The following is a 20,510-nucleotide window of genomic DNA, read 5'->3' on the forward strand; positions in this document are numbered from 1 at the left end:
TGATGGTGGCGCAAACCCAACCATCGAAACACTTCACGGAGGCAACCTTCATGTTGCAGAATAATCAAAAAGTCATTCGCCACAAAGTCGGTCTTCTCAATCTGGCAGAAGAACTGGGTAACGTATCGCGCGCCTGTCAGGTCATGGGCCTGTCACGCGATACATTTTACCGTTACAGGGACGCGGTCGAGGAAGGTGGTGTAGAGGCGCTACTGGAACGAACACGTCGGGTTCCCAATCCAAGGAACCGTGTTGATATTGAGATCGAGAATGCGGTTATCGATTACGCCCTTGAATACCCTGCCCACGGCCAGGTCCGCGTCAGCAATGAGCTGCGCAAATTGGGCGTGTTCGTGTCGCCTAGCGGGGTACGTTCGATCTGGCTGCGCAACGACCTGGCCAACTTCAAGAAACGATTGAAAGCTCTGAAGGCCAAGGTTGCTCAGGCCAAACTCTACAAAACCAAAACCCCGATCACGGCGGCCGATATGCTCAACGACAAGGTTTTGGCGTTCTATGAGCAACACGATCTGCCGGTGCTGCGTATCCTCACCGATCGGGGAACGGAATATTGCGGTCGTGCCGATCGCCATGATTACCAGCTGTTCCTGGCTATCAACGACATCGAACACAACAAAACAAAGGTTAAGTCACCGCAGACCAACGGTATCTGCGAGAGATTCCACAAGACCATCTTGCAGGAGTTCTATCAGGTGACATTCCGAAGGAAAATCTACGAGACCATCGAGCAGTTGCAGAACGATCTGGACGAATGGATCGACTACTACAACAATGATCGCACTCATCAGGGTAAAATCTGCGAAGGTCGAACGCCAATGCAGACCCTGGTGGAAGGCAAGACTGTCTGGAAGGAAAAGTTTGTAGACCAAACCTGACCTGAAAGACGCCACATCAAAACCGCTAACTGTCAGATCGAGTCTGAACTACTACACATTAAACTTCAGCAATCGAGGTTCATCTGTTGCCGCGTTCCCAGAAAAGACCCTCTCTATTGCTGCGGTATCCGGGCAGGGGATCGCAGAACCTTGCTCTATCCAAAGCCCCCCACAGATAGAAACTCGGTAATTTTTTGAAGATCCCGCTTCTGTATAGACCAATGCCTTCCTGCAGGTCTTCCTGCTTTACAAAGGGAGTTTGAAGCCTGTTTGCATGCCAAAATAATTCCTTTGCCGTAAAGCCTGCTACATCCTGTGCCTCTACAATAACACCCTTTTTATAACCTCCCTCCGGCCCTACAGGCGATAGGGCAACTTTATGAGTGCTAAGAATGATTTCGTTCGATGAGAGGCCTATATCCGATGGCTGCTCACTCAGCGACCCAACGAGCGCAGCGGGGTCATCAAAATGGCCATGAACCCAATGTGTTTGAGTAGATCGGAGTAAGCGCAAAGGCAGATCTGGGCGGTGAGCAGAGATTTCTTCCGTTGTTAATGGTTCTACTCGTAAAATTTCTGAATCTTCCAATAGGTCGCTAGTTTTAATACGTGAATAGGCACCCTTTTCACTTAACTTCGAGAACTCCCAGCAACTTAAGTGGTCCCACCAAATTTCATAGAGTGCTTCTACGCCATCACATAAGAGAATTCGGACTAATCGTTCGTCCCAATTCCTCTTGATTACGCTTCCTGGAGTCAGGGTCATGCGAACAACAACTCACTTCTTGTAGACAAGCAACCAACTAATTCTCACCGCCAATCTGGCAGGCTGGAGTCCATACCTTGGTTGTAGTGATCTTGCAACTCGCGATACCCGCGTTCAAGAGTCTTTGTATTGTTTCTGGCGATTGCTCGATTCTTATTACTTGACGTGCCGCCGCCCCTAATTCCTGGGTCTCTTTTAGCTCCGCCAAAGTGATCAATCAAATCTTGCTCACGAGCACGTGCCGCAGTTCGAGATCTGAACGATCTATCGAGAACAGCGTCCGCGAAACCCATGCCACGTAAATTGTCATGCCTTTTATCTCTGTTCTTAACATTTTGCTCAGGTGTTCCATAGCCACTTGTGTGGCCGGCATATGGAGGTAGACCAGAGAATTTTGGGGCTGCTTTTGTGTACGTTTGATATGTGCGCCGAGGCCTTCTTGGCTGGCCCATAATTTCTGCGATTGGACGCGCAGTAACATTGACAAAATCAACCTCAACATCTTCTTCGACCTTACAAATACATTCCTCAAACAAACTCGTAAAAAACTCGGCGATTTCAGCAAAGAGGTTTGGTTGGGTAACAAGCGCTGTCCCAACAAGGGATGTGTATTGTGAATCGTACCCGACAAGCGCGTTGTAATCGTCCTTTAGACCTTTGGATCTCTCTGGACTACTATGAACCCCTCTATCAATCCCACTGAATTCTGTCTGATCCCCAGGATCGCCAGCGCTGTTGAACCTATTCGCATTGCCACCTGTGTTCCCGCTGTGAGAGCCGTGCGCTTGGCCGCCTTTGCCAGGCCCATCATATCCGTCATTGCCTTCTGAGCCTGCCCCCCCTCCATAGCTCTGGTCGCCAACGCTTCCTCCATGGGCATAGAACCCGCTTGGATCTGTAAAGCTGAGTGGGTTGTTGAAGACATAGGCGTAGCGGTTAAAGCCCTTGGCCGTTTCGGGAACCTGGACGTAAGGGTCCGGTGACAGAAAACGTCCCAGCTCCGGCGCATAGACCCGCCCGTTCATATGGATCAGCCCAACACCGTCCAGATGCTCGTGCCCTGTGAAACCTCTCGGCGTTTCGCTTGGTGCCGCCGGCACCCCGGCCTGCCAGTCGGAGAGACGCCGCTTGCCGTGCGCGTCATAGGATAGATGCCCGGAGATCGCCCCCAGCTCGTCGGTGATGGTCTCCACCGAGTAGATGTGATCCCGATGCAGGTAACGGGTCTTGTCGGTGAGCGCGTTACCATCGTCGATCTTGGTGAAGATCGCCACGGTATCGCTGGCACGGATGTAATGCACCAGTTCGTCCGGCTGGCTCAGGCGGCTGCGGCGCTCGTAAGTGTTGCCGATGTAAGTCGTGGTGGTGACGAGGCCGTTGGTCTGGGCGTTCTGCTGGATGCGTGCCCGGTCCGGACCGTAGACAAAGGACGTCTGGTTACCGGTCAGAGCATCGGCGATGAGCTGAGGCTTGCGGAAGGAGGTCCAGGCCACCGTGCGCCCGGCCCCTGAGGTCATGCCACCGTTGGCATCGTAACTATAGCTGTTGGACCCCGCCGTCGTCACCGCATGCGGTCCTGCACCGTTCTGACCGTAGAGATAGTTGCCAACATCCGACTTGTTGGTGATGTTGCCGATCAGGTCGTAGCTGTAAGTGGTCGGCGTGCCGAGCTGGTTGGTTGTCGAGGTCTCGCTCAGCGTCGAACTGGTGAGCTGATTGCGATTGTCGTAGGCAAAGGCCTCGGTCCGGTCCCGCTGCAGGTCCTTGCGCTCGGTCAGATTGCCCATTTGGTCAAAGACAAAGGTCAGGTCCTGAACCGTGTTCGCACCAGAGGTCGAGGTGATGGACTGCACCAGGTTGCGCGCCGGATCGTAGGTCCGGTCCGTGACCACGCCGTTGCCCAGAGTCTCCTGGGTGATCTTGCCCTCTGCATTGACTGTGTTGGCTTGCCAATAGGTCGTGCCCCCCAGAACCTCGGAGACCGAGGCGAGATACCCCCTGGCATTGTAGCTGTTCTGCACTGCAAAGCCGGAGGGATAGGTCCGGGTGTCCTGACGCCCAGCAGAATCGTAAGTCAGCCCGGTTGTATAAACCGTGCCGGAAATGGTCCGGGTGGTTTGATCGGACCGGCCCAGGCTGTCGTAACTCTGGACCTGGAGATAGCCGTTGGGACCTGAGATCTGGTGGATCTTGCCGACACCTGTCGTGGCGTTGTCATAGGTCCAAGTCGTGGTGCCCTCGGCCTCGACCCGGGTGCTCGTACGCCCCAGCTTGTCGTAAGTCATGGTGACCATCTGGTTCTTGGCATCGGTCTGGGTCAGCAGTTGCCCCAGGACGTCATGGCTGTAGGTCCAGGTGCCCATGTCAGGATCGTCTATGGTGATCCTGTTGCCACGTATGTCATAGGTCATAGTCGTGACCAGACCCTCGACATCGGTGGAGATCAGATTACCGAACGCGTCGTAGTTGTAGCTGCTGACAGCGTGCAGGTGGTCTTCGCTGGAGACCAGTTCCCCGAGCGCATTGGTAATGCGGTCCTCGATCTGGCCGCCTGGATTGGTGTTGACGGTCAAAAAGCCATCGTAGCTGGTGGTGAAGTACCTCATGTCCGGTTCAATCAAGTTGAGCCGACGCCCAACCACGTCGTAGTCGCTGTGAGTCCACTTGATGTTCGCGGCAACCGTGCCGGCAAAGTAGGGCCGTGAGACCTCTTCGATAAAGCCACGGACGTTGTACTTGCTGTCGACGTAGATCTTCGAGCCGTTGGCAAAGCCCTCGGTTTCGGTGCGGAGGTTCCGGTTCAGTTTGTCGAAATAGGTAATGCTTTTGCCGCTGGTTGCCGTCCCGCCGGTGGTCAGGAAATCCTGGCTTTCAATCATATAGACCGAGCCGGTGGGTGCCGAGGCGCAAGGATTGCCAGTGCCAGCGCAGAGCTCGTAACTGATTTGGGTTTCCGTACCGTCGGCGCGCAGCTCCTTGGTTTGGCGGCCAAAACCGTCATAGAGCCAAGTGGAGGTGAGCAGATTGGGCCCGGTCAGACTCTCGGTCACGCCGAAACGCGCGTCCATGGTCCGGTTTTCCGTATGTGTCAGAGCATTGCTGGCACTGACCATCAAGTGGCCGTTGCTGTCATAGGCCGCCGAGGTACTTCGATTGGCGATGCCGGTCCCGCTGACCGTGGTGTTGATCAGGTTACCAAAGACGTCATAGCTGTAGTCACGGATCAGTTTGTGCGTGGACGTATCGGGCTCGATCACTTCCTGGGTCACCCGGCCGGTGACGGTATCGTAGGTCCAGGACATGGTGCGCGTGGCGGCGCTGCCGCCGTAGCGGGACTTTGCGACCTCTGTCCGGGTACGCTGGCCGAGCAGCCAATTCATTGTGTCGTTGGTGAAAGTGTTGGTCGAGGTCGTGGTGAAGGTCTCGGTGCCGCCCGCGGCCGGATGGCCCGTGGTGGTGCCGACGATCAACGTTGGATTGCCGTAGCTGTCGAAGGTGTTTGCGACCGTCTCGGAGATCAGCGGCGCATTACCATTGCCGTCGTTGATCTCGTAGCGCTCGTGGGTGGATGAGAAGAGATAGGGAAAGACAATTGAAGGCTGCCCCGTAACCGCTGTCTCGGTCGAGGCCCAGGTAAAGGTGGTCTTTTCCAGCAGCGCGCCATTGGCGATGGCGATCTTGTTTTCCTTAACGAAACCACTGTAGCGATAGTCCCGCTCGTAGGTCGTGGTGGTGACGTTGCCTGTCTGGACGTCGGTCGCCGTCATCTCCCGGAAGCCCAGGAACCTGCGGCCCTGATCGTGATAGCGCCCACCGGCGTAGGTATAATCGGTTGCCTTCTGGCCACCGAGACCGTCGTCACGGCTAAGCTGCGAGACCACATAGGCCGAGACCTGTATGTCCCGCTCGGGGAACAGCGCGTCGCTGTCCTTAGTGTAAACGGTGATGTCGGTCAGAGGCTTGTATGTAAGACTCGCGACTCGGCCCAGGCTGTCCGTGACAGAGATGAGCGTATCGGGAGAACCGGAGGTGTTCAGCCAGGTTTTCTGAACCGAAGTGCCGCTGGCGAGACGATAGGCCCGCACCCAGTCCGTCAAACCGTCACCGTTCACATCGGCAAAGGCACCGCGGAGAACATCATCCTTACGGTCGTCGATCACGCCGGGCATCAGATGATCGACGGATTCCGACCAACCGTTTCCGGTGTTCAACCAGGTTTTCTTGACCTCTGCGCCATTGGTCTGCCGGTAAGCCCGCACAAAGTCGAGCAGGCCATCACCGTTCACGTCAGCAAACGTGCCTTGCTTAAGGCTGTCCGCCTTGTCCTCGATGACAAACGGCGGCTTGTAGCCGACATGTTCCGACCAGCCGCTGCCGGTATTTAACCAGGTCTTCTGGACGGAGGTCCCATTGGATTGCCGGTAGGCGCGTACAAAGTCTGGCAGACCGTCGCCATTCACATCAGCAATCTCACCCCGGCGCAGATTGTCTTTTTTGTCTTCGATGACAAAAGGGGGCTTATAGCCGACATGCTCCGCCCAGCCGCTGCCGGTGTTCAACCATACCTTCTGCACGGAGGTTCCATTGGATTGCCGGTAGGCGCGCACAAAGTCCGGCAGGCCATCACCGTTAACATCGGCCAATTCGCCACGGCGCAGGTCATCCTTCTTGTCTTCGATAACAAAGGGTGGCTTGTAACCAACGCTTTCGACCCAATCGCTACCGGTGTTCAACCAAACCTTTTGAACCGAAGTGCCGCCGGCATTCCGATAGGCCCTTAAAAAATCAATACGGCCATCACCATCCACATCGATGAGCTCGCCGCGCCGAACCCCGTCCTTCTTATCTTCGATAACAAAAGGCGGCTTATAGCCAACGTCTTCGACCCAATCGCTGCCCGAATTCAGCCAGGTTTTTTGAATCGACGTTCCGTTGGTCTGACGGTAGGCGCGCACAAAGTCCGGCAGGCCATCGCCATCCACATCTGCAAATTCACCGCGTGTTATATCGTCTTTTTTGTCTTCGATAACGAAGGGCGGTTTGTAATCAACGTTTTCCGCCCAACCACTGCCTGTGTTCAGCCAGGTCTTTTGAACCGAAGTGCCGCCAGCATTCCGATAGGCCCGCACAAAGTCGACGAGACCGTCGCCGTCGACATCGATAAGCTTTCCTCGTTCGACACCGTCCTTTCGGTCGTCAATGACGAAAGGCGGCATGTAATCTACATCTTCCAGCCAGGTACTCGTGCCGGATGTCATATCGCTGTAGGTAAAACTGACGGGCTCAAAGCAGTTCGGCGTTGCGAGATTGCCGTCACACTCTGTAACCGATGTCAGGCGCGACCGACCGGTGGCGACACTGGGGGCATAGGCAAGGTTGTAGCGTTTTACCAGGGCGTCGGCGCCAGCGATTTTTGCATAGGTGTCGATCGTCTTGAGACGTTCCAGCAGTTGACTGCGGGCTTGGGCAACGTAGTTGACCCGCGTATCGGTCCGGGCCTCGTAGGTAATGCGCACAGAAGCCTGCGCAACAGTGCTCTGGGAGGTATTGCCGCCATAATCGATGCGGGTAAGCTTGTGGGTGTTCTCGGTGGCCGATGTGGCCGTTGTATCTTCGGCGTAGCTGAAGGTCATCTCGTTGCCGAAACGGTCAGAGACCTTGTTCAGCGCCCAGTAACGCACATCCGTCTGACCCGGCACCTCGACACGGGAATCAGCCGTGTTGCCGTATTCCAGAATCTGGCCGGATTTGGTCCAGACTGTGAAGGACAACGGGCCTGTTCCTGCCGTGCCATTGGACACGACCTTGGAGAAGGACTGGATTTCAGTGCGGTACTCTGTGCCGTTGTCTCCGTAGGGGTCTACCGTGGCAACGAGACGCTCGTTATCCAGGCAGAAACGATCGTTCGCGCTATAGTCGATGCCACTCCGGGCACCGTCCTGAGCAATAGTGCGGCTGCAGCGCTTGATGACCGAAACACCATCCAGCACCCAGCCCACGCCGAGAACGCCGTTCTTCTTAGGACTGCGATAGAGCAGTGACAAATCAGGAGAGAGGCCTGCAACACCTGGCGGGACTTCGATAGGGAGCCGGTAATTCGCGGCGCCGGTCTCGTCGACCGCCAAAGACCCGGGCGTGACACCCGCCACCGTTGTCTGCGCCGATACTGACGAGCCGCCGATCAGAAGCGAGGCTGCGGCGACCGCCGAAAACAGCATGCCCCTCTGCCCCGCAGCAGACTTAGACCCAAACGACAGTAGACGAGATACCGAAATCATCGGCTATTCCCCCAAGGAAAACCACGCACACAAACAAAACCGAAGCCTGAAAAAGGATTCAGGTCACAAAAAAGCCGGTTCCCAAAGGAACCGGCGCCGCCGAACGAGCCAGACACACCGCATTCTCGCACCCATGGCAGATACCCCTGCCATCAGGCCGCAGGAAAGCATCCCGCAAAGATTGCAAAACAAAAGCGTAACCCATTACGCCTCTTCATATTTTAGGCAACTGCGCCGAACTGAGTTTACAGCTATAGGTTAGATCACAAAAAGATCACCAGCAAGATGCAACAACCACTAAAAGGATAAATACCTGTGGATAAGGCAACTAAACAACTATAAATAATAAACTTTCTAAAGTTGAAAAAATCTTTCAATAATTCGGCACAGAGGTGGTGCTCACGCCGTTTCTTCCGAGTCGAAAAATACGAAGATCGGCCTTGCGAAAAAGGCAGGCTGCGCGTGAGAATGACAGCCTTGCAAATTCACGATGGCCCCTTAGAAGGTGGTGAACAGAATCACGCATCGCATCCGCAAATCGGGCCGCGCGCGCAATAGCCGGGGCGTCGCCTTGGTAGCTGTAATCTGGGTCACCGCTGTCCTTGCCGTTATCGCGACCAGTGTCGCAACTTCGAGCAGAACAGAGACTTCGCTCAGCCGAAATCGTGTGGCCAACGCACAGGCAAGAGCGTTGGCGGACGCAGGTGTGCATCGTGCAATTCTGTCAATGTTATCCAGCTATGGCAGGGACCGGAGCCCAGCCACAACGCCACCCACAGTCCCTCAGGACGGGCGTCTGGGGCCACAGGCGATGCGCGGTGACGGCACTGTTTATAGCTGGCCGTTTGGTGGAGGTGTCGTTTCGATCTCCGTGCGCCTGGAAAGCGGCAAGATTAATCTCAACGGCAACAACGAAGAACTGTTTCAGGGATTGCTTGCTTCCGCCGGACTGCCTCCGTCCGACGTCAGCCGCTTATCGGACTCGATCATCGATTTTCGCGACCCGGATTCCGAACGCCGCGCTTACGGCAGAGAAACACCGGGCTATGCCGCACTGGGGTTGAAGTATGGTGCCAAGAACCGCAACTTCGATGTCCTGGACGAGCTTCTTCTCGTGCCGGGCGTCACCCGGGAACTTTATCGGAAAATAAAACCTGCGGTAACAGTCTATTCCGCGGCACTGGGCTTTAACCCAAGTTACGCCCCTGCGGAAGCCTTTATGGCGCTGCCCGGCATGAACCGGCAACAAGTGCAGGACATTATCACGCGCCGGCAAAGTATGAGCGCAGAGACCTTCAGGCAGACCCTGCCGAATTCAACCTTTTATTCGAATAACAGCGCCCCGGTCATGACGATCATTGCCCAGGCTAACACTGCCGATGGCGCCAGTTTTACAAGAGAAGCGGTCGTCGCGCTGACGCCCAACGAAAAACCTGCTTTTCATATCTTCACGTGGAACTAAATCCAGAAAGAACGCGTTCCGACGAGGGGCTTCAGTCTAAGTTTAAGACCGGCAAACGGCCATCGGACCGTGATTCGTCGTCTGATAGCAAGCCTGGCAGCTTCTGGCGCAATTCTTCGGTAACCGCCCGCGCATCGTCCTGGTTCCGCACAACCCGAGGCTTGATTAGAACCAGCAATTCAGTCCTGCTTGCACTGTCATCGATGGACTTGAAGAGATTGCCTACAAGCGGCACTTCGGAGAGGACGGGAATGCCGGTGGTGGCCTTTTCGATCCGGTCCCGAATCAGGCCGCCGAGCGCGATTGTCTCCTGATTGTAAACCGCGACTGTACTCTTGACCTTGCGTTGCTGAATTGTCGGCGAGTCGATGCCCGATGTCGTCGTCGCTGTAACCTCGCTGACTTCCTGTTCGATATCCAGGATGACAAGGCCGCTCGCGTTGACCCTAGGCGTGATATCCAGAATCACACCGGTGTCCCGAAATTCCACCGAATTTACAATCGGTGCATTGGCATCCGTGGTCCCGACCGAAGACTGGGTGACGACCGGGACCTCATCTCCGACCTGGAGACGGGCCGTCTGATTGTCGAGCACCAACAGGGTCGGTGCGGAGAGGAACTTAACGTCGGTTATTCCGCGCAGCGCATTCAAGGTGGCGCGAATGTTCCCGGTATCGAAGACATAGGAAAAGCCAGGGAACGCAGACCCAAGTGCTGCAGCGCCGGTCGAGGTGGCAGCATCGCTGAAGGTCGCCGAGCTGTTGGCCCGGCCTGATTCAAAAAACCAGCGCAGGCCAAGCTCCAGGTCGTCATTGAGCGTGACCTCAGCGATCGTCGCCTCGATGAGGACCTGCAACGGCAGGATATCGAGTTGGCGGATCGCTGCCTCCACTGTCCGGTACCCCTCCAAAGTCGCAAGCGTGACGAGCGAATTGCTGTCTTCATCCGCGATAATGCGGATCTTCCCGGTACCGCCAAGAGAGATTGCCCCTTCCGCCGTAAGACCATTTCCTCCAGGGACACCGTCGAAACCCGCTGCCGGGTCGCCAGGAACGCGCCCAGGCTCATTATCGATGGCGTCTGAATCAAGGATTGTCGGGGTTACGTTCGGAGCCAACCCGGAAGAGCGGGTCGTCACTTCAACACCTTCAGATGCGAAGATCTCGCTTAAAATCTTTGCCAGATCCGCTGCGCGGCGGTTCTGAACATAGTAAACGTGCACGTTTTCTGTATCTGCGTTGCCCTGATCCAGGCGTGCGACCCAGGACCGCGCCTCATCGAGATAGCGCGGCTGTTTGGTGATAATCAACACAGCGTTCATGCGCTCAATGGGAACAAAGCGCACCAGATCAGATAGCACGGGGCCTTGCGGATCGTTGAAAATCGTCTCCAGTTCGCCGGTGATGGTATCCGGCGCGACATTTTGAAGGGGGATCAAGGCAAAAGACATCCCACTGAGACCATTGACGTCGAGAGCCGCCGCCAACCCACTGACACTGGTCAACTCACGTTGCGACCCTGTTACAAAAAGCAGATTACGTGCACGGTCGACCTGAACACCCTCCGGATTTGACACAAAGGGTTTCAAGAGTGTCTCAACTTCCGCGGCGGACACGAAACGAAGAGGCAAAACCCTGACAGACTGGCCGCGGCCGGGATCGGCACCGAAAGAGAAATTTGAGGCAATACGGCCAACCTGTTCTCCCGGCACCACCTGAAGCAGGCCATCGCTTTCAATCAGCGCGGCCCCGCTCATCCGCAAAACCTCTTCGAGCGTCGGCAGCACTTGGTCGCGCCGCAAAGGACGGCTTGTCTGTAGAGTCACCGTCCCCTGTATCCGCGGATCTATAGAGTAGTTGAGGCTCAAAGCGTCTTCGAGGACGGCACGAACCACTTCGGGCAGTTCGGCTTCGACAAAGTTCAAGCTGTAACCGCCATCGCTTGCGGAAATGGCCTCCTGCCCCGATGTGCCACCCCTTGTCACGGCGGAGGGAGACACCAATTGTCCCGAGCCGCGGATTTCAAAGGGTGTGACGCGCCGGTTGTCACCAGTACCCACCTGCGTCTCGGAACCAACTTCTCCGGCTGCATTGCCAGTCTTCAGGTCGGAATTCGTCGATACCTCTTCGGAATCAGGGGCTTCGGCAAAAACGCTGTCAAAAAACTTTGTTTCGTCGCGCAGGTTGAAGCGTTCACAGGCGCTTACCCCCAAACCCACAACAACAAAAACGAATACATTTATGAGCCATCTTGGCTTCACATTCACACGCCGCCCCCTGATCATAACCACGAGCGGGAGTGTAACAACCTCAACCTATGGAAATCTAGCAGCAAAGCGGTTTTCAACTGTAAGGAATCACGACTAACGGTCAGCCGCACCGGATTCATTAACGATTGGAGGAGCCGGGATCCCTAAGCTCCACCTCAAATGTCTCGTCCTTGGACTTCAATTGAATTCGGTCCGGCAGGATGTTTTCTAGCGTCCAGCCATCAATCGTTTCGCCGCGTGAGAGACGGATTTGCTTCTCTGTTCCAGCCTTCAGGATAACGGCGACGCTCGACACTGAATTGACGAAAGTGCCCACCAGCACAATCCGGGGGCGTGCAATAGGTTGTGGCTTGGTAACGACCACCGTGCGGCGGGGTTGAGGTGGACGGCGTGTGGCTGAAAAAGGCGGGCGGGCGATCAATTGCGAAAACTGGTCGCGAGCCGGCATTCGGTCGGGCATAGCTGACTGGCTTTGGCCTGCCCCTTGAGCGGCCGTGCCAGGCTCCAGCACGGGTACTCTATCGGGAGCCCGCAAGGACTCCTGGTACAGGAAATAGCCAAGAACACCGCAGATGAGGCACAGAACCAGATTGAATTTGCCGAGAATTCTCATTATCGCCTTCAACTCTCAATCCGGCTTCTCTTCGGCCGCGCGTAGAAATCCGTAGACATCGAACCGGATCGTCAAGAGCACGTCAATTTCTCCCGATTGTCCATTTGCGATCTGTTGTCCGGGCCGGACGTCGATATTGTCTACAAATAGAAATGGGCGAGAGGCCTCAATACGGTGAAGGAGGTTTCGAAGCCCCGTTGCATTCAGATCAGCCTGCGACCTGACGGTGACACGGCGAAATCCATCCCTTTCCTTCGCCGGCATGATTTGAACCGACCGCAAGGTACCGCGCTCTGCCTGAACCGCACTCCGGACGAACTGCTGTAAAGTCGCAGCCGCAACGGCAGGGTTGGCACCTCTCAGCAGATTAGCGCCAGATTGCGCCTCCCGCTTCAAATGCGCGCGCTTTTGCTCCAGAGCGCTTGTCTCGAGGTTCTTTCCGCTAAAACGTTCAAGCAGCGCGAGCGACTGCTCAATGTCCTGGGTGTGCCGCTCGAAGGCACCCCTTATCGGCACGACGAGAACAACATAGATAGCGGCGATCATCAAAAGAAGCAGCGTGAGTGCGGCAAGTCTGCTTAAGGGTGGCTTCAAGGTCATAGTGCTCACGATCCTTGCTCCGCCAGCTTGAGGGTCAAACTGAACCGTTCCACGCCGCTTCTTTGATCCCGCGTCACCGGCGAGCGAAACTTTGGCTCCGTGAAGAGAGCAGATCCGTCGAAGATCGCAATCAGTTTTGCGGCATCCTGAGAATATCCCGTTACTTCAAGTCGATCCTCGATAAGGCGCATTTGACTCAACCAGGTGTCATCCGGAAGCAATCGCGTCACATCATCCAAAACACGGGATACCAGAACCGTGTTCTGACGCAGATCGATAAGGTAGCGATTGCTTTTTTCGAGGGATTGAATTTCATCCGTGAGATTGCGAACGGCACCAAGTTTTTTCCTTGCCAGAAGAACCTCCTGGCTCAAAGCCTCGGCGAAACGCGCCTTGCGGTCGAGCGGCAGGGATATGGCCATAACCGACAACGCAATGAGCGCGGCCAGTAATCCAACCGAGATGGCGCGCCTGATTATGCTCGAGGCGCCCTTAGAGACCGGCGGCAGAAGATTAATCCCCTGCAGCAACGACTGCGTTCCGGAAACAACATCAACCCGGCCGGCATGCAAATTCCACGCTCGCATGCGATCTAGGAACCGGTCTACTGCGACGCGGGGCGACACAGTCAGAGCGACCTTCAGCTTCTGCTGCTCGAGGTCGCGGCCGACAACACTGATATGAAAGTAGACTTCGTCTTGCTGAAATGGCGTCAGGCGATCCATTTCGAAGCCGATCACTTCATCAAGATTCTCCGCGGCGGCAAGCGGCAATTCACCGTCCTTCGTCGTCACCGATGAGCGGGGGAGCGCCAAAACCACGCCAGCCGGCCCAGCCATCGCCTTTTTTATCTTCGCGGCCAATCCATCGGGCAACTTCTTGGCTTCAAGATCGCAGTCCCCCAGTTCGAGAGACCTTTCTCCCTGCAGGCTGTGGAACCTGGCATTCCCGTCCCTCACCTCAAGCACCAGGACTGATGTTTGACCGATCACGGCGCGGCGCAAAGGCGACGGCAGCAACGCGGCCAGTTCACCTGCCCACCAACGGCCAAAACGGATACAAGGGTCTAGCAGAAACGCCATGAATCCCCCCTTCCATCAGCATCAGTCAAACGACGGAACCTTCTCTCGCTGCTCTGCTTCACCGACGCAGCCTCCGGGTCATCACAGCCGCGACAAGCTCGGGCCAAACCCTGGGATCGTCAGCTGCGAACGCAACCTCGATCTTCACCAGAAGCGGCAACTCGCTTTTGTTCAGCCATTGCTGTGTCCAGGTTCCGGGTGTTCGTTCATCGCGCCGGCCGAAATAAGATATCTTCAAGCCGGTAACATCCTCGAGCAGCACTTCCGTTTCGGCATTTTCGCCAAATCTAAGGTCACGAGGTTCGGACACAAATGGCTGCCAGGCAAGAACCAGATGCTCTTTGGCGCCGGCCCGTTCCATACGCAAACCCATAAGGTGCCGCCCACCCTCGCCGAGAGCCTCGGGAGCCGGTCCGCCAAAAATCAGGCCTTCTTCTGTACCGGCAAACGCCACCGCGGTTTTTTGCCGCTGATCGCGGTAGTGGAGCGTAACGGCTTGAGATATTTCCCGCCGTAAAACGTCTTGTACGGTGAACACGTTGCTTTGGCGCCCACCGCTTTCGCTTCTGCGCTCCCAGACCCGGGTTCCGAAGTGAAGACCGCCATACATCATGACACTCAGCATCGAAAGCAGCGTGATGGCGACCAGCAGTTCGAGCAGTGTAAATCCACCTTGCTCTCCCCGATCGGGGCGCCGGTCTTCCGGCGCAGTCCCGATAATATGCGCAGCCCCAATACCATGGCTTGCCTTATTTAAAATCATCCCGGCGCTCCGAGACGAAGTGTGGAGAGAGTCAACGACCTGGCGTGCGCACCTTCCCCCCAGCTTATGGAAACTTCAACGCTGAACGGCACGGCAAAGCCTCCGCCTCCCGTCTCAACCCCTGGCACAGATGCTTCCACATGGCGGGAGATAATCCGGTGCCAGCGTAAACCCTGATCTAAAACACCCGAGCTTTCTCCTGCTGCAAGCGGGGTTTCGATACCGGTCCGGGCAATCAGCGATTCTGCGTGACTTACCGCTAGTCCGTAGAGTTCGGCAATTTCGTCGTTACGCGAGCTTGTCGAGAGGATCTGCAGAACCGCCGTGAAAGTCACCGCGAAAATCGTAAAGGCGACAAGCACTTCGAGAAGCGTAAATCCGCCTTGCCGCTGAATCTTTCTTTGGCCGGGTTTCACTGGATCTTCTCTTTGCAGTTTACTGCACAAGCGCAACCTGCCCGGTCAGCCAACGGACCTTGACTTGAAGTTGTTGCTGGAAGCCATCGACAGTCACCACGCCACCCGTCGCACTGCCGTCGGGAAAGAAACGGACAGCGCCTTCATTCCGGCCGCGCAGTTCTTCTCGGGCCGTTGTGAAACGAACGTCGATGGCGTCGCTAAATTCCTTCACCTTGGACTCCTCCGCAATGCCGTAGCGGCGTTGCCCGACATCGAGAAAGAACACCACTTCTTTATTGCCGGCTATCGCCTGACCACGGGCACGGCGCAGACTGTCGGCAATATCCTGCGCCGTCGCACGCACCTCGAGCGAACCGCTGGAGGAGAAAAGACTTCCGGGCAGAAGCGCATAGATCATGCCGATGATCGTCAGAACGATCAAAAGCTCCAGCAGAGTGAAGCCTTCCTCGTGCCTGCGCGCGCCCACAAAAGATTGGCGCAATATCTGTTTACCAGCTGGTGACATCGCTGTTTTCGCCGTCCCCGCCCTCGGCATTGTCCGCACCGTAGGAATAGATATCGATTTCGCCGTGCTGACCCGGGCTTTCATAGCGGAAGGGGTTGCCCCAGGCGTCATTGATGGCCTCCCGCTTTTTCAGATAGGGTCCTTGCCAGCGCGCCAATCCGTCCGGCGCATCGAACAATGCAATCAAGCCCTCGTCTTTGGTCGGATAGCGGGCATTGTCCAGCCGGAAAAGGTCAAGGCCCGCAGAGATCTGATCGATCTGAAGTTTCGTGGTGTCGGTCCTTGCCCGGCCGAGATAATTGATCGCAACGGTCCCGACACCGACCGCCAGCAAGCTCAGGATCGTGATGACCACCAACAGCTCCAACAGAGTAAAACCCGCCTGGCCACGATCAGCGGCGTCCCTGCCGGTCATGCCCGACCGGGAGATCTGCGCGAGGCTTTGAGGCCTTTCGAATTTCCGGCTCACCAGACTAGACGACCAACTGGTTGATACTGAAGAGCGCGAGCAGGATCGAAGAAATGATAAGAGCAATGAGAACCCCCAGCCCAAGTGTGAGAACAGGTACCAGCAGCGCGAGCATGCGCTGAATACTGGCTTGGCTTTCCTGGTCGTAGATATCCGCCAGTTTGAACAGCATGTCTTCCAGATGACCGCTTTCCTCGCCGACCTGCAGCAGTTGCAGCGCCAGATCGGGAAACAGCCCGGTTTCGCTCAGTGGCTTCGACAGGCCGCGTCCGGCCTTGACTTCGGGTTCGGCCTCACTGACTGCGTTACCCAGGGCCGCGTTGCCCAGCACATCCTTTACCAGCGCCAAAGCGGCGAGCAGCGGCACACCATTGGAAAGCAGTGTGGCCAGCGTCCGGCTGAAACGCGCGACGTCGATACGGGTCCAGAGCCCTCCGATGAGCGGTAGCCGGAGGAGCTTTGCGTGCCACCAAAGCCGGCCGGCTGGCCGTGCCATATGCAGCCGGATCCCCAAACCACCAAGCAGTCCCAGCAACAGCGGTATCCACCAGTAAACCCGGGCGAGATCGCCAAAGCCGATTACAATCTGGGTAATCACAGGGATCTTCGCACCGGCATCGTCGAACAGCGGTTGAAAGGTCGGAACCACATAGGTTATCAGGACGACCACCGAGATCCCGGCGGTGACCAGGAGAAAGATCGGATAGATCAGCGCCGAGCGAACATTCCGGCTCAAGGCCCGCGACTGCTCCATGAAATCGGCTAGTCGGCGCAGTACCGTCTCCAACGTCGAGCCGGCCTCGCCCGCCCGCACCATGCTGCGATAATATTTGGGAAAGGCCCCCTTTTGCAGATCGAGAGCGTCGGCCAGACTGGTACCGCCGCGCACCTGCTCCAGGACGCTGTCCACGACCTTTTTGACCTTGGGTTTCAAGCCCAATCCGGCCAGAATCTCAAGGCTGCGCTCGAGCGTGAGACCGGCGCCCAGGAGCGTCGCGACCTCGCGGGTCAGGGTAGAAATCTCATCTGCTGAGATGCCGCCGCTGGCAAAGACTTCCTGCTGCAAAAAGCCCGAGCCGGCGAAAGACCATCTGCCTGCCGCCTCGATCTTGACCGGAATATGTCCCTGTTGGCGCAGATTGGAGACCACAGCGGCTTTGTCGGCGGCGTCCAGCTCTCCGTTGGTCACTTCCCCCGATCCCGCGATCGACTTATAGCGAAACAGCGGCACGCCTAGAGCCTGTCGCGTTCAATTGAATTCATCGCCTTCTCCGAACGCATTGTGTTTCGAAAACGCTGCCCCCGCGAAACCATTGAATCATGTTACCGGTAAAACGCGACACGCTCTAATTCTCGCTGATGACCCGCATGACTTCCTCAAGCGAAGTCATGCCCAGCCGCGCTTTCACGAGGCCGTCCTGATACATACTGCGCATGCCGGCGGTCATGGCCGCGGCTTGGACCTCCCGGGCTTCGGCATGGCGGAGAACCAGACGACGGATCTCGTCGTTCATCGGCAGTATTTCGATAATCCCGACACGTCCCCGATAGCCGAGGCCGCTGCAGGACGCACAACCCTTCGGACGATAGAGCGTGATCGTGTCGTCATGATCCGCCTGTCCATCCGTATCTTCGGCCGGATCGAAACCGCTGCGGCGGATCTGTTCCGCCAGTTCCGGCAGGGCGTCATAGGCTTCGCGGCAGTCTGGGCAGAGGCGGCGCACCAGACGTTGCGCCACGATCCCGACCACCGTCGAGGTCAGCAGATAGTCTTCAACCCCCATGTCCAGCAGGCGCGTGACCGAGGCCGCCGCCGTATTGGTATGCAGCGTCGCCAGCACCAGATGTCCGGTCAGCGAAGCCTGAACCGCAATCTGCGCCGTCTCGAGATCACGGATCTCACCGATCATAATGATGTCCGGATCGTACCGCAGGATCGAACGCAGGGTATGGGCGAAGGTCAGACCGATCTTCGGGCGGACCTGGATCTGGCTCAGACCCTCAAGCTCATATTCCACCGGATCCTCGACCGTCACGATCTTCTTTTCCGGCGAATTGAGATGAGTGAGAGAGGTGTAGAGCGAGGTGGTCTTGCCGCTGCCGGTCGGTCCCGTCACCAGCAGGATCCCGTTCGGCCGCTCGAGGAGCGCGAGATACTCCCTAAGTGCCTGGGCATCGAAGCCGAGGGACTCGAAATCCAGCACGACCCCTTCGCGGTCGAGAATACGCATGACCACGCCTTCACCGTGCAGGGTCGGCAGGGTCGAAACCCGCAGATCGATCTCCTTGCCACGCACGACCGCTTTGATCCGGCCATCCTGCGGCAAACGGTGTTCGGCAATATTCAGGCGCGCCATGATCTTGATACGCGAGATGACAGCCGCCCGCAGCGCCGCCGGCGGCGCATCCACATCCCGCAGCACCCCATCGATCCGGGTGCGCACACGCAGACGCGATTCGGAGGATTCTATGTGAATGTCGGACGCGCGCGCTTCAACCGCACGGCTGATCAGCAAGTTGACGATGCGGATGACCGGCGCCTCGCTGGCCTGATCGCGCAGGCGCTGAACATCGGCATCCGTCGACTCCTCGTCCGGGCGGTCCAGGGTGTCGGCGATCTGATCGATCGAGGACTTGCCTTCGGAATAGAGCCGCTCCAGAGCGGCTTCCAGTTCGGCCGCCACCGCCACCGAGGCGATCACCCTGCGCCCGGTGCGCAGAGCCACGGCCTCCGCCGCCGCCCGATCGAGCGGGTCGGCCATGGCAAGCGTGACGCTCGCCTCATTTTCATCCAGGGGCAGAACGTGGCTGCTTTTCAGGAAACGGACGGGCAACACGCCATCGAGCAGCGGTAAATCCGGATAATCGGAAGCTGAGGCCAGGCCGATGCCCAGGTGCCGCGCCATGGCTTCAGCCATATCGCGATCGCCGACCAGCCCCAGCCGGGTCAGAACCCGGTCCAGGCGCTCGCCGCTCTCCGCCTGCGCACGCTCCGCCCGTTTAAGGGCCGCCGCGTCCAGCTTTCCCTCCGCCACCAGCAGGGCACCAATGCTCGCCTGAGGCGAAGGCGTACCGGGACCTCCGGAAACTTCACTGGATTTTATCCCGGCAGAAACGCCGGCACTGTGATCGGCAGGCGCAGTTTCCGGCGGGCGCTCCGCGGAAGGAGTATCCTCTAACGCCGCCGTCGGCCTCTCCTTGACACCTGAAGAGGCTGTTGCCTTAACTTGCCTGCCGCCGTCCAAAACGCCGTTTCTTTCCCCAAGTTACCCAATCGTGTGTCGCGCTTAATCGGAAATGCCTATTCGAAGGCGCATCCGAGGCAGCGTTTGCGGAGCACAACGCGTTCTGATGCGCGTAAGAATGCGATCCAGCGCGACATGCGCTATAGGGTTATTCATCGAACCCGAGCAGGCAGCTTAGCGCATTCCGGCGCGCGATACACACCGAAAGGCTGAATCGGATTATTATCCTGTCACAATAAAGAAGTTTCCAGCCGCAGCCGCGTCTCGGGGCAAAAATCCGCAGAAACAGGGCTTTTCTCTAAGGCTAAAATCCGAGCGGGCCGTATAGCCAGGTCAACCAGAAGCCGAAGGCCAGAAATGTCCCGAAGGGCACCGCCATGCTCGCCGAGAGCGTCCCGCGCATCCGGCCCCAGATCACGGTGGCAACCAGCGCGGGCAGCGCCGCCCAGAGCATAACGCTGCCCAATCCAGCCCAGCCAACCCAGGCACCCGCCGCCGCCATCAGCTTGGCATCGCCGACACCCAGGCCCTCGCGGCCGCGCAGGCGCTTATAGACCCAGCCGATGCCGTAAAGCCCACCGAAGCCGATCAAGACCCCGGCCAGGTGATGAAGCAACAAACCCGGACCAACCGTGTTCTGATCGCCCCACCAGGTGACCAGCAACCCAGCCGGGATCAGCGGCAGGGTCAGAACGTCAGGTAGCAGAAAATGCCGCGCATCAATCAGCGCCAGCGTGAGCAACGTCCAACCCAGCGCCGCCCCAATCCAAGGTAGTGCACCATCGGACGGCAGTACCAGGACGGCCCAAAACGCAATCCCGAACGCGGCCAATTCAAGCGCCGGCGCAAGCCAACCGATCGCTGCGCCGCAGCTTCGGCACTTACCTCGAAGCACCAGCCAGCTTGCCAGCGGAATGAGATCCCGCGCCGCAAGCTGTACCCCGCAGCTATCGCAGATCGACCGCCCGAAGACGATGTCCCGCCCCGTCGGCAGGCGCAGGATCAACAGGCCCAGGAAACTGCCAATAAAGGGCGCAAAGATAAGGAGAAAGATATTCTGGAATGCCACACAGAATGACTACCTACCGGGGTCGGAGGCCAGCTTTCCTTGCGACGGTGATTTGGGCACATCTATCATCGCAC

15 protein-coding genes are annotated in these 20,510 nt (G+C 57.3%); 2 read left to right on the forward strand and 13 right to left on the reverse strand.

Annotation, left to right across the window (positions count from 1 at the left end):
* Positions 1–50: 50 nt before the first annotated feature.
* Complete coding sequence (locus QMZ18_RS32145) at positions 51–896, forward strand: IS481 family transposase (RefSeq protein WP_282610543.1); 846 nt, start codon at positions 51–53, stop codon at positions 894–896.
* A 79-nt stretch (positions 897–975) separates the two neighbouring features.
* On the opposite strand, the gene QMZ18_RS32150 is transcribed toward QMZ18_RS32145, so the two are convergent.
* Together QMZ18_RS32150 and QMZ18_RS32155 are read right to left on the reverse strand one after the other, a co-directional pair.
* Entirely contained in the window at positions 976–1,662 is a 687-nt protein-coding gene (locus tag QMZ18_RS32150) for a hypothetical protein (RefSeq protein WP_282610524.1), read from the reverse strand.
* Between the two features lie 44 nt (positions 1,663–1,706).
* Positions 1,707–7,940 (reverse strand): FG-GAP-like repeat-containing protein, encoded by a 6,234-nt coding sequence (locus QMZ18_RS32155; RefSeq protein ID WP_282610525.1) that lies wholly within the window; start codon positions 7,938–7,940, stop codon positions 1,707–1,709.
* Between the two features lie 508 nt (positions 7,941–8,448).
* Between QMZ18_RS32155 and QMZ18_RS32160 the strand changes: the two genes are divergently transcribed.
* Positions 8,449–9,402 (forward strand): general secretion pathway protein GspK, encoded by a 954-nt coding sequence (locus QMZ18_RS32160; RefSeq protein ID WP_282610526.1) that lies wholly within the window; start codon positions 8,449–8,451, stop codon positions 9,400–9,402.
* Between the two features lie 31 nt (positions 9,403–9,433).
* Here the strand turns inward: QMZ18_RS32160 and gspD are convergent, their stop codons facing one another.
* The 11 genes from gspD to QMZ18_RS32215 all read right to left on the reverse strand — a co-directional run bounded on the left by gspD (position 9,434) and on the right by QMZ18_RS32215 (position 20,436).
* The gene (gene gspD, locus QMZ18_RS32165) at positions 9,434–11,668 is read right to left on the reverse strand and encodes a type II secretion system secretin GspD (RefSeq protein WP_282610527.1); all 2,235 of its coding nucleotides are present in this window, start codon (positions 11,666–11,668) and stop codon (positions 9,434–9,436) included.
* Positions 11,669–11,789: 121 nt separating this feature from the next.
* Positions 11,790–12,284: a type II secretion system protein N gene (locus tag QMZ18_RS32170; RefSeq protein WP_282610528.1), complete on the reverse strand. Its 495-nt coding sequence runs from the start codon at positions 12,282–12,284 to the stop codon at positions 11,790–11,792.
* Between the two features lie 15 nt (positions 12,285–12,299).
* Positions 12,300–12,884: a type II secretion system protein GspM gene (gene gspM / locus QMZ18_RS32175; protein WP_282610544.1), complete on the reverse strand. Its 585-nt coding sequence runs from the start codon at positions 12,882–12,884 to the stop codon at positions 12,300–12,302.
* A gap of 5 nt (positions 12,885–12,889) precedes the next feature.
* Complete coding sequence (locus QMZ18_RS32180; protein WP_282610529.1) at positions 12,890–13,966, reverse strand: PilN domain-containing protein; 1,077 nt, start codon at positions 13,964–13,966, stop codon at positions 12,890–12,892.
* Between the two features lie 58 nt (positions 13,967–14,024).
* Positions 14,025–14,729 (reverse strand): prepilin-type N-terminal cleavage/methylation domain-containing protein, encoded by a 705-nt coding sequence (locus QMZ18_RS32185; protein WP_282610530.1) that lies wholly within the window; start codon positions 14,727–14,729, stop codon positions 14,025–14,027.
* The gene (locus QMZ18_RS32190; RefSeq protein ID WP_282610531.1) at positions 14,726–15,145 is read right to left on the reverse strand and encodes a prepilin-type N-terminal cleavage/methylation domain-containing protein; all 420 of its coding nucleotides are present in this window, start codon (positions 15,143–15,145) and stop codon (positions 14,726–14,728) included. The genes QMZ18_RS32185 and QMZ18_RS32190 overlap by 4 nt, the downstream gene beginning before the upstream one ends.
* 19 nt (positions 15,146–15,164) lie before the next feature.
* Positions 15,165–15,653: a GspH/FimT family pseudopilin gene (locus QMZ18_RS32195; RefSeq protein WP_282610532.1), complete on the reverse strand. Its 489-nt coding sequence runs from the start codon at positions 15,651–15,653 to the stop codon at positions 15,165–15,167.
* Positions 15,637–16,122: a type II secretion system major pseudopilin GspG gene (gene gspG, locus QMZ18_RS32200; RefSeq protein ID WP_282610533.1), complete on the reverse strand. Its 486-nt coding sequence runs from the start codon at positions 16,120–16,122 to the stop codon at positions 15,637–15,639. The genes QMZ18_RS32195 and gspG overlap by 17 nt, the downstream gene beginning before the upstream one ends.
* 4 nt (positions 16,123–16,126) lie before the next feature.
* Positions 16,127–17,353: a type II secretion system F family protein gene (locus tag QMZ18_RS32205; protein ID WP_282610534.1), complete on the reverse strand. Its 1,227-nt coding sequence runs from the start codon at positions 17,351–17,353 to the stop codon at positions 16,127–16,129.
* A gap of 115 nt (positions 17,354–17,468) precedes the next feature.
* On the reverse strand, positions 17,469–19,367 hold the full coding sequence (gene gspE / locus QMZ18_RS32210; RefSeq protein ID WP_282610535.1) for a type II secretion system ATPase GspE: 1,899 nt from the start codon (positions 19,365–19,367) through the stop codon (positions 17,469–17,471).
* A 304-nt stretch (positions 19,368–19,671) separates the two neighbouring features.
* Entirely contained in the window at positions 19,672–20,436 is a 765-nt protein-coding gene (locus QMZ18_RS32215; protein ID WP_282610536.1) for an A24 family peptidase, read from the reverse strand.
* Positions 20,437–20,510 lie beyond the last annotated feature (74 nt).

The organism is Pelagibius sp. Alg239-R121 (genome assembly GCF_947331435.1).
Classification (GTDB): Bacteria; Pseudomonadota; Alphaproteobacteria; order Kiloniellales; family Kiloniellaceae; genus Denitrobaculum.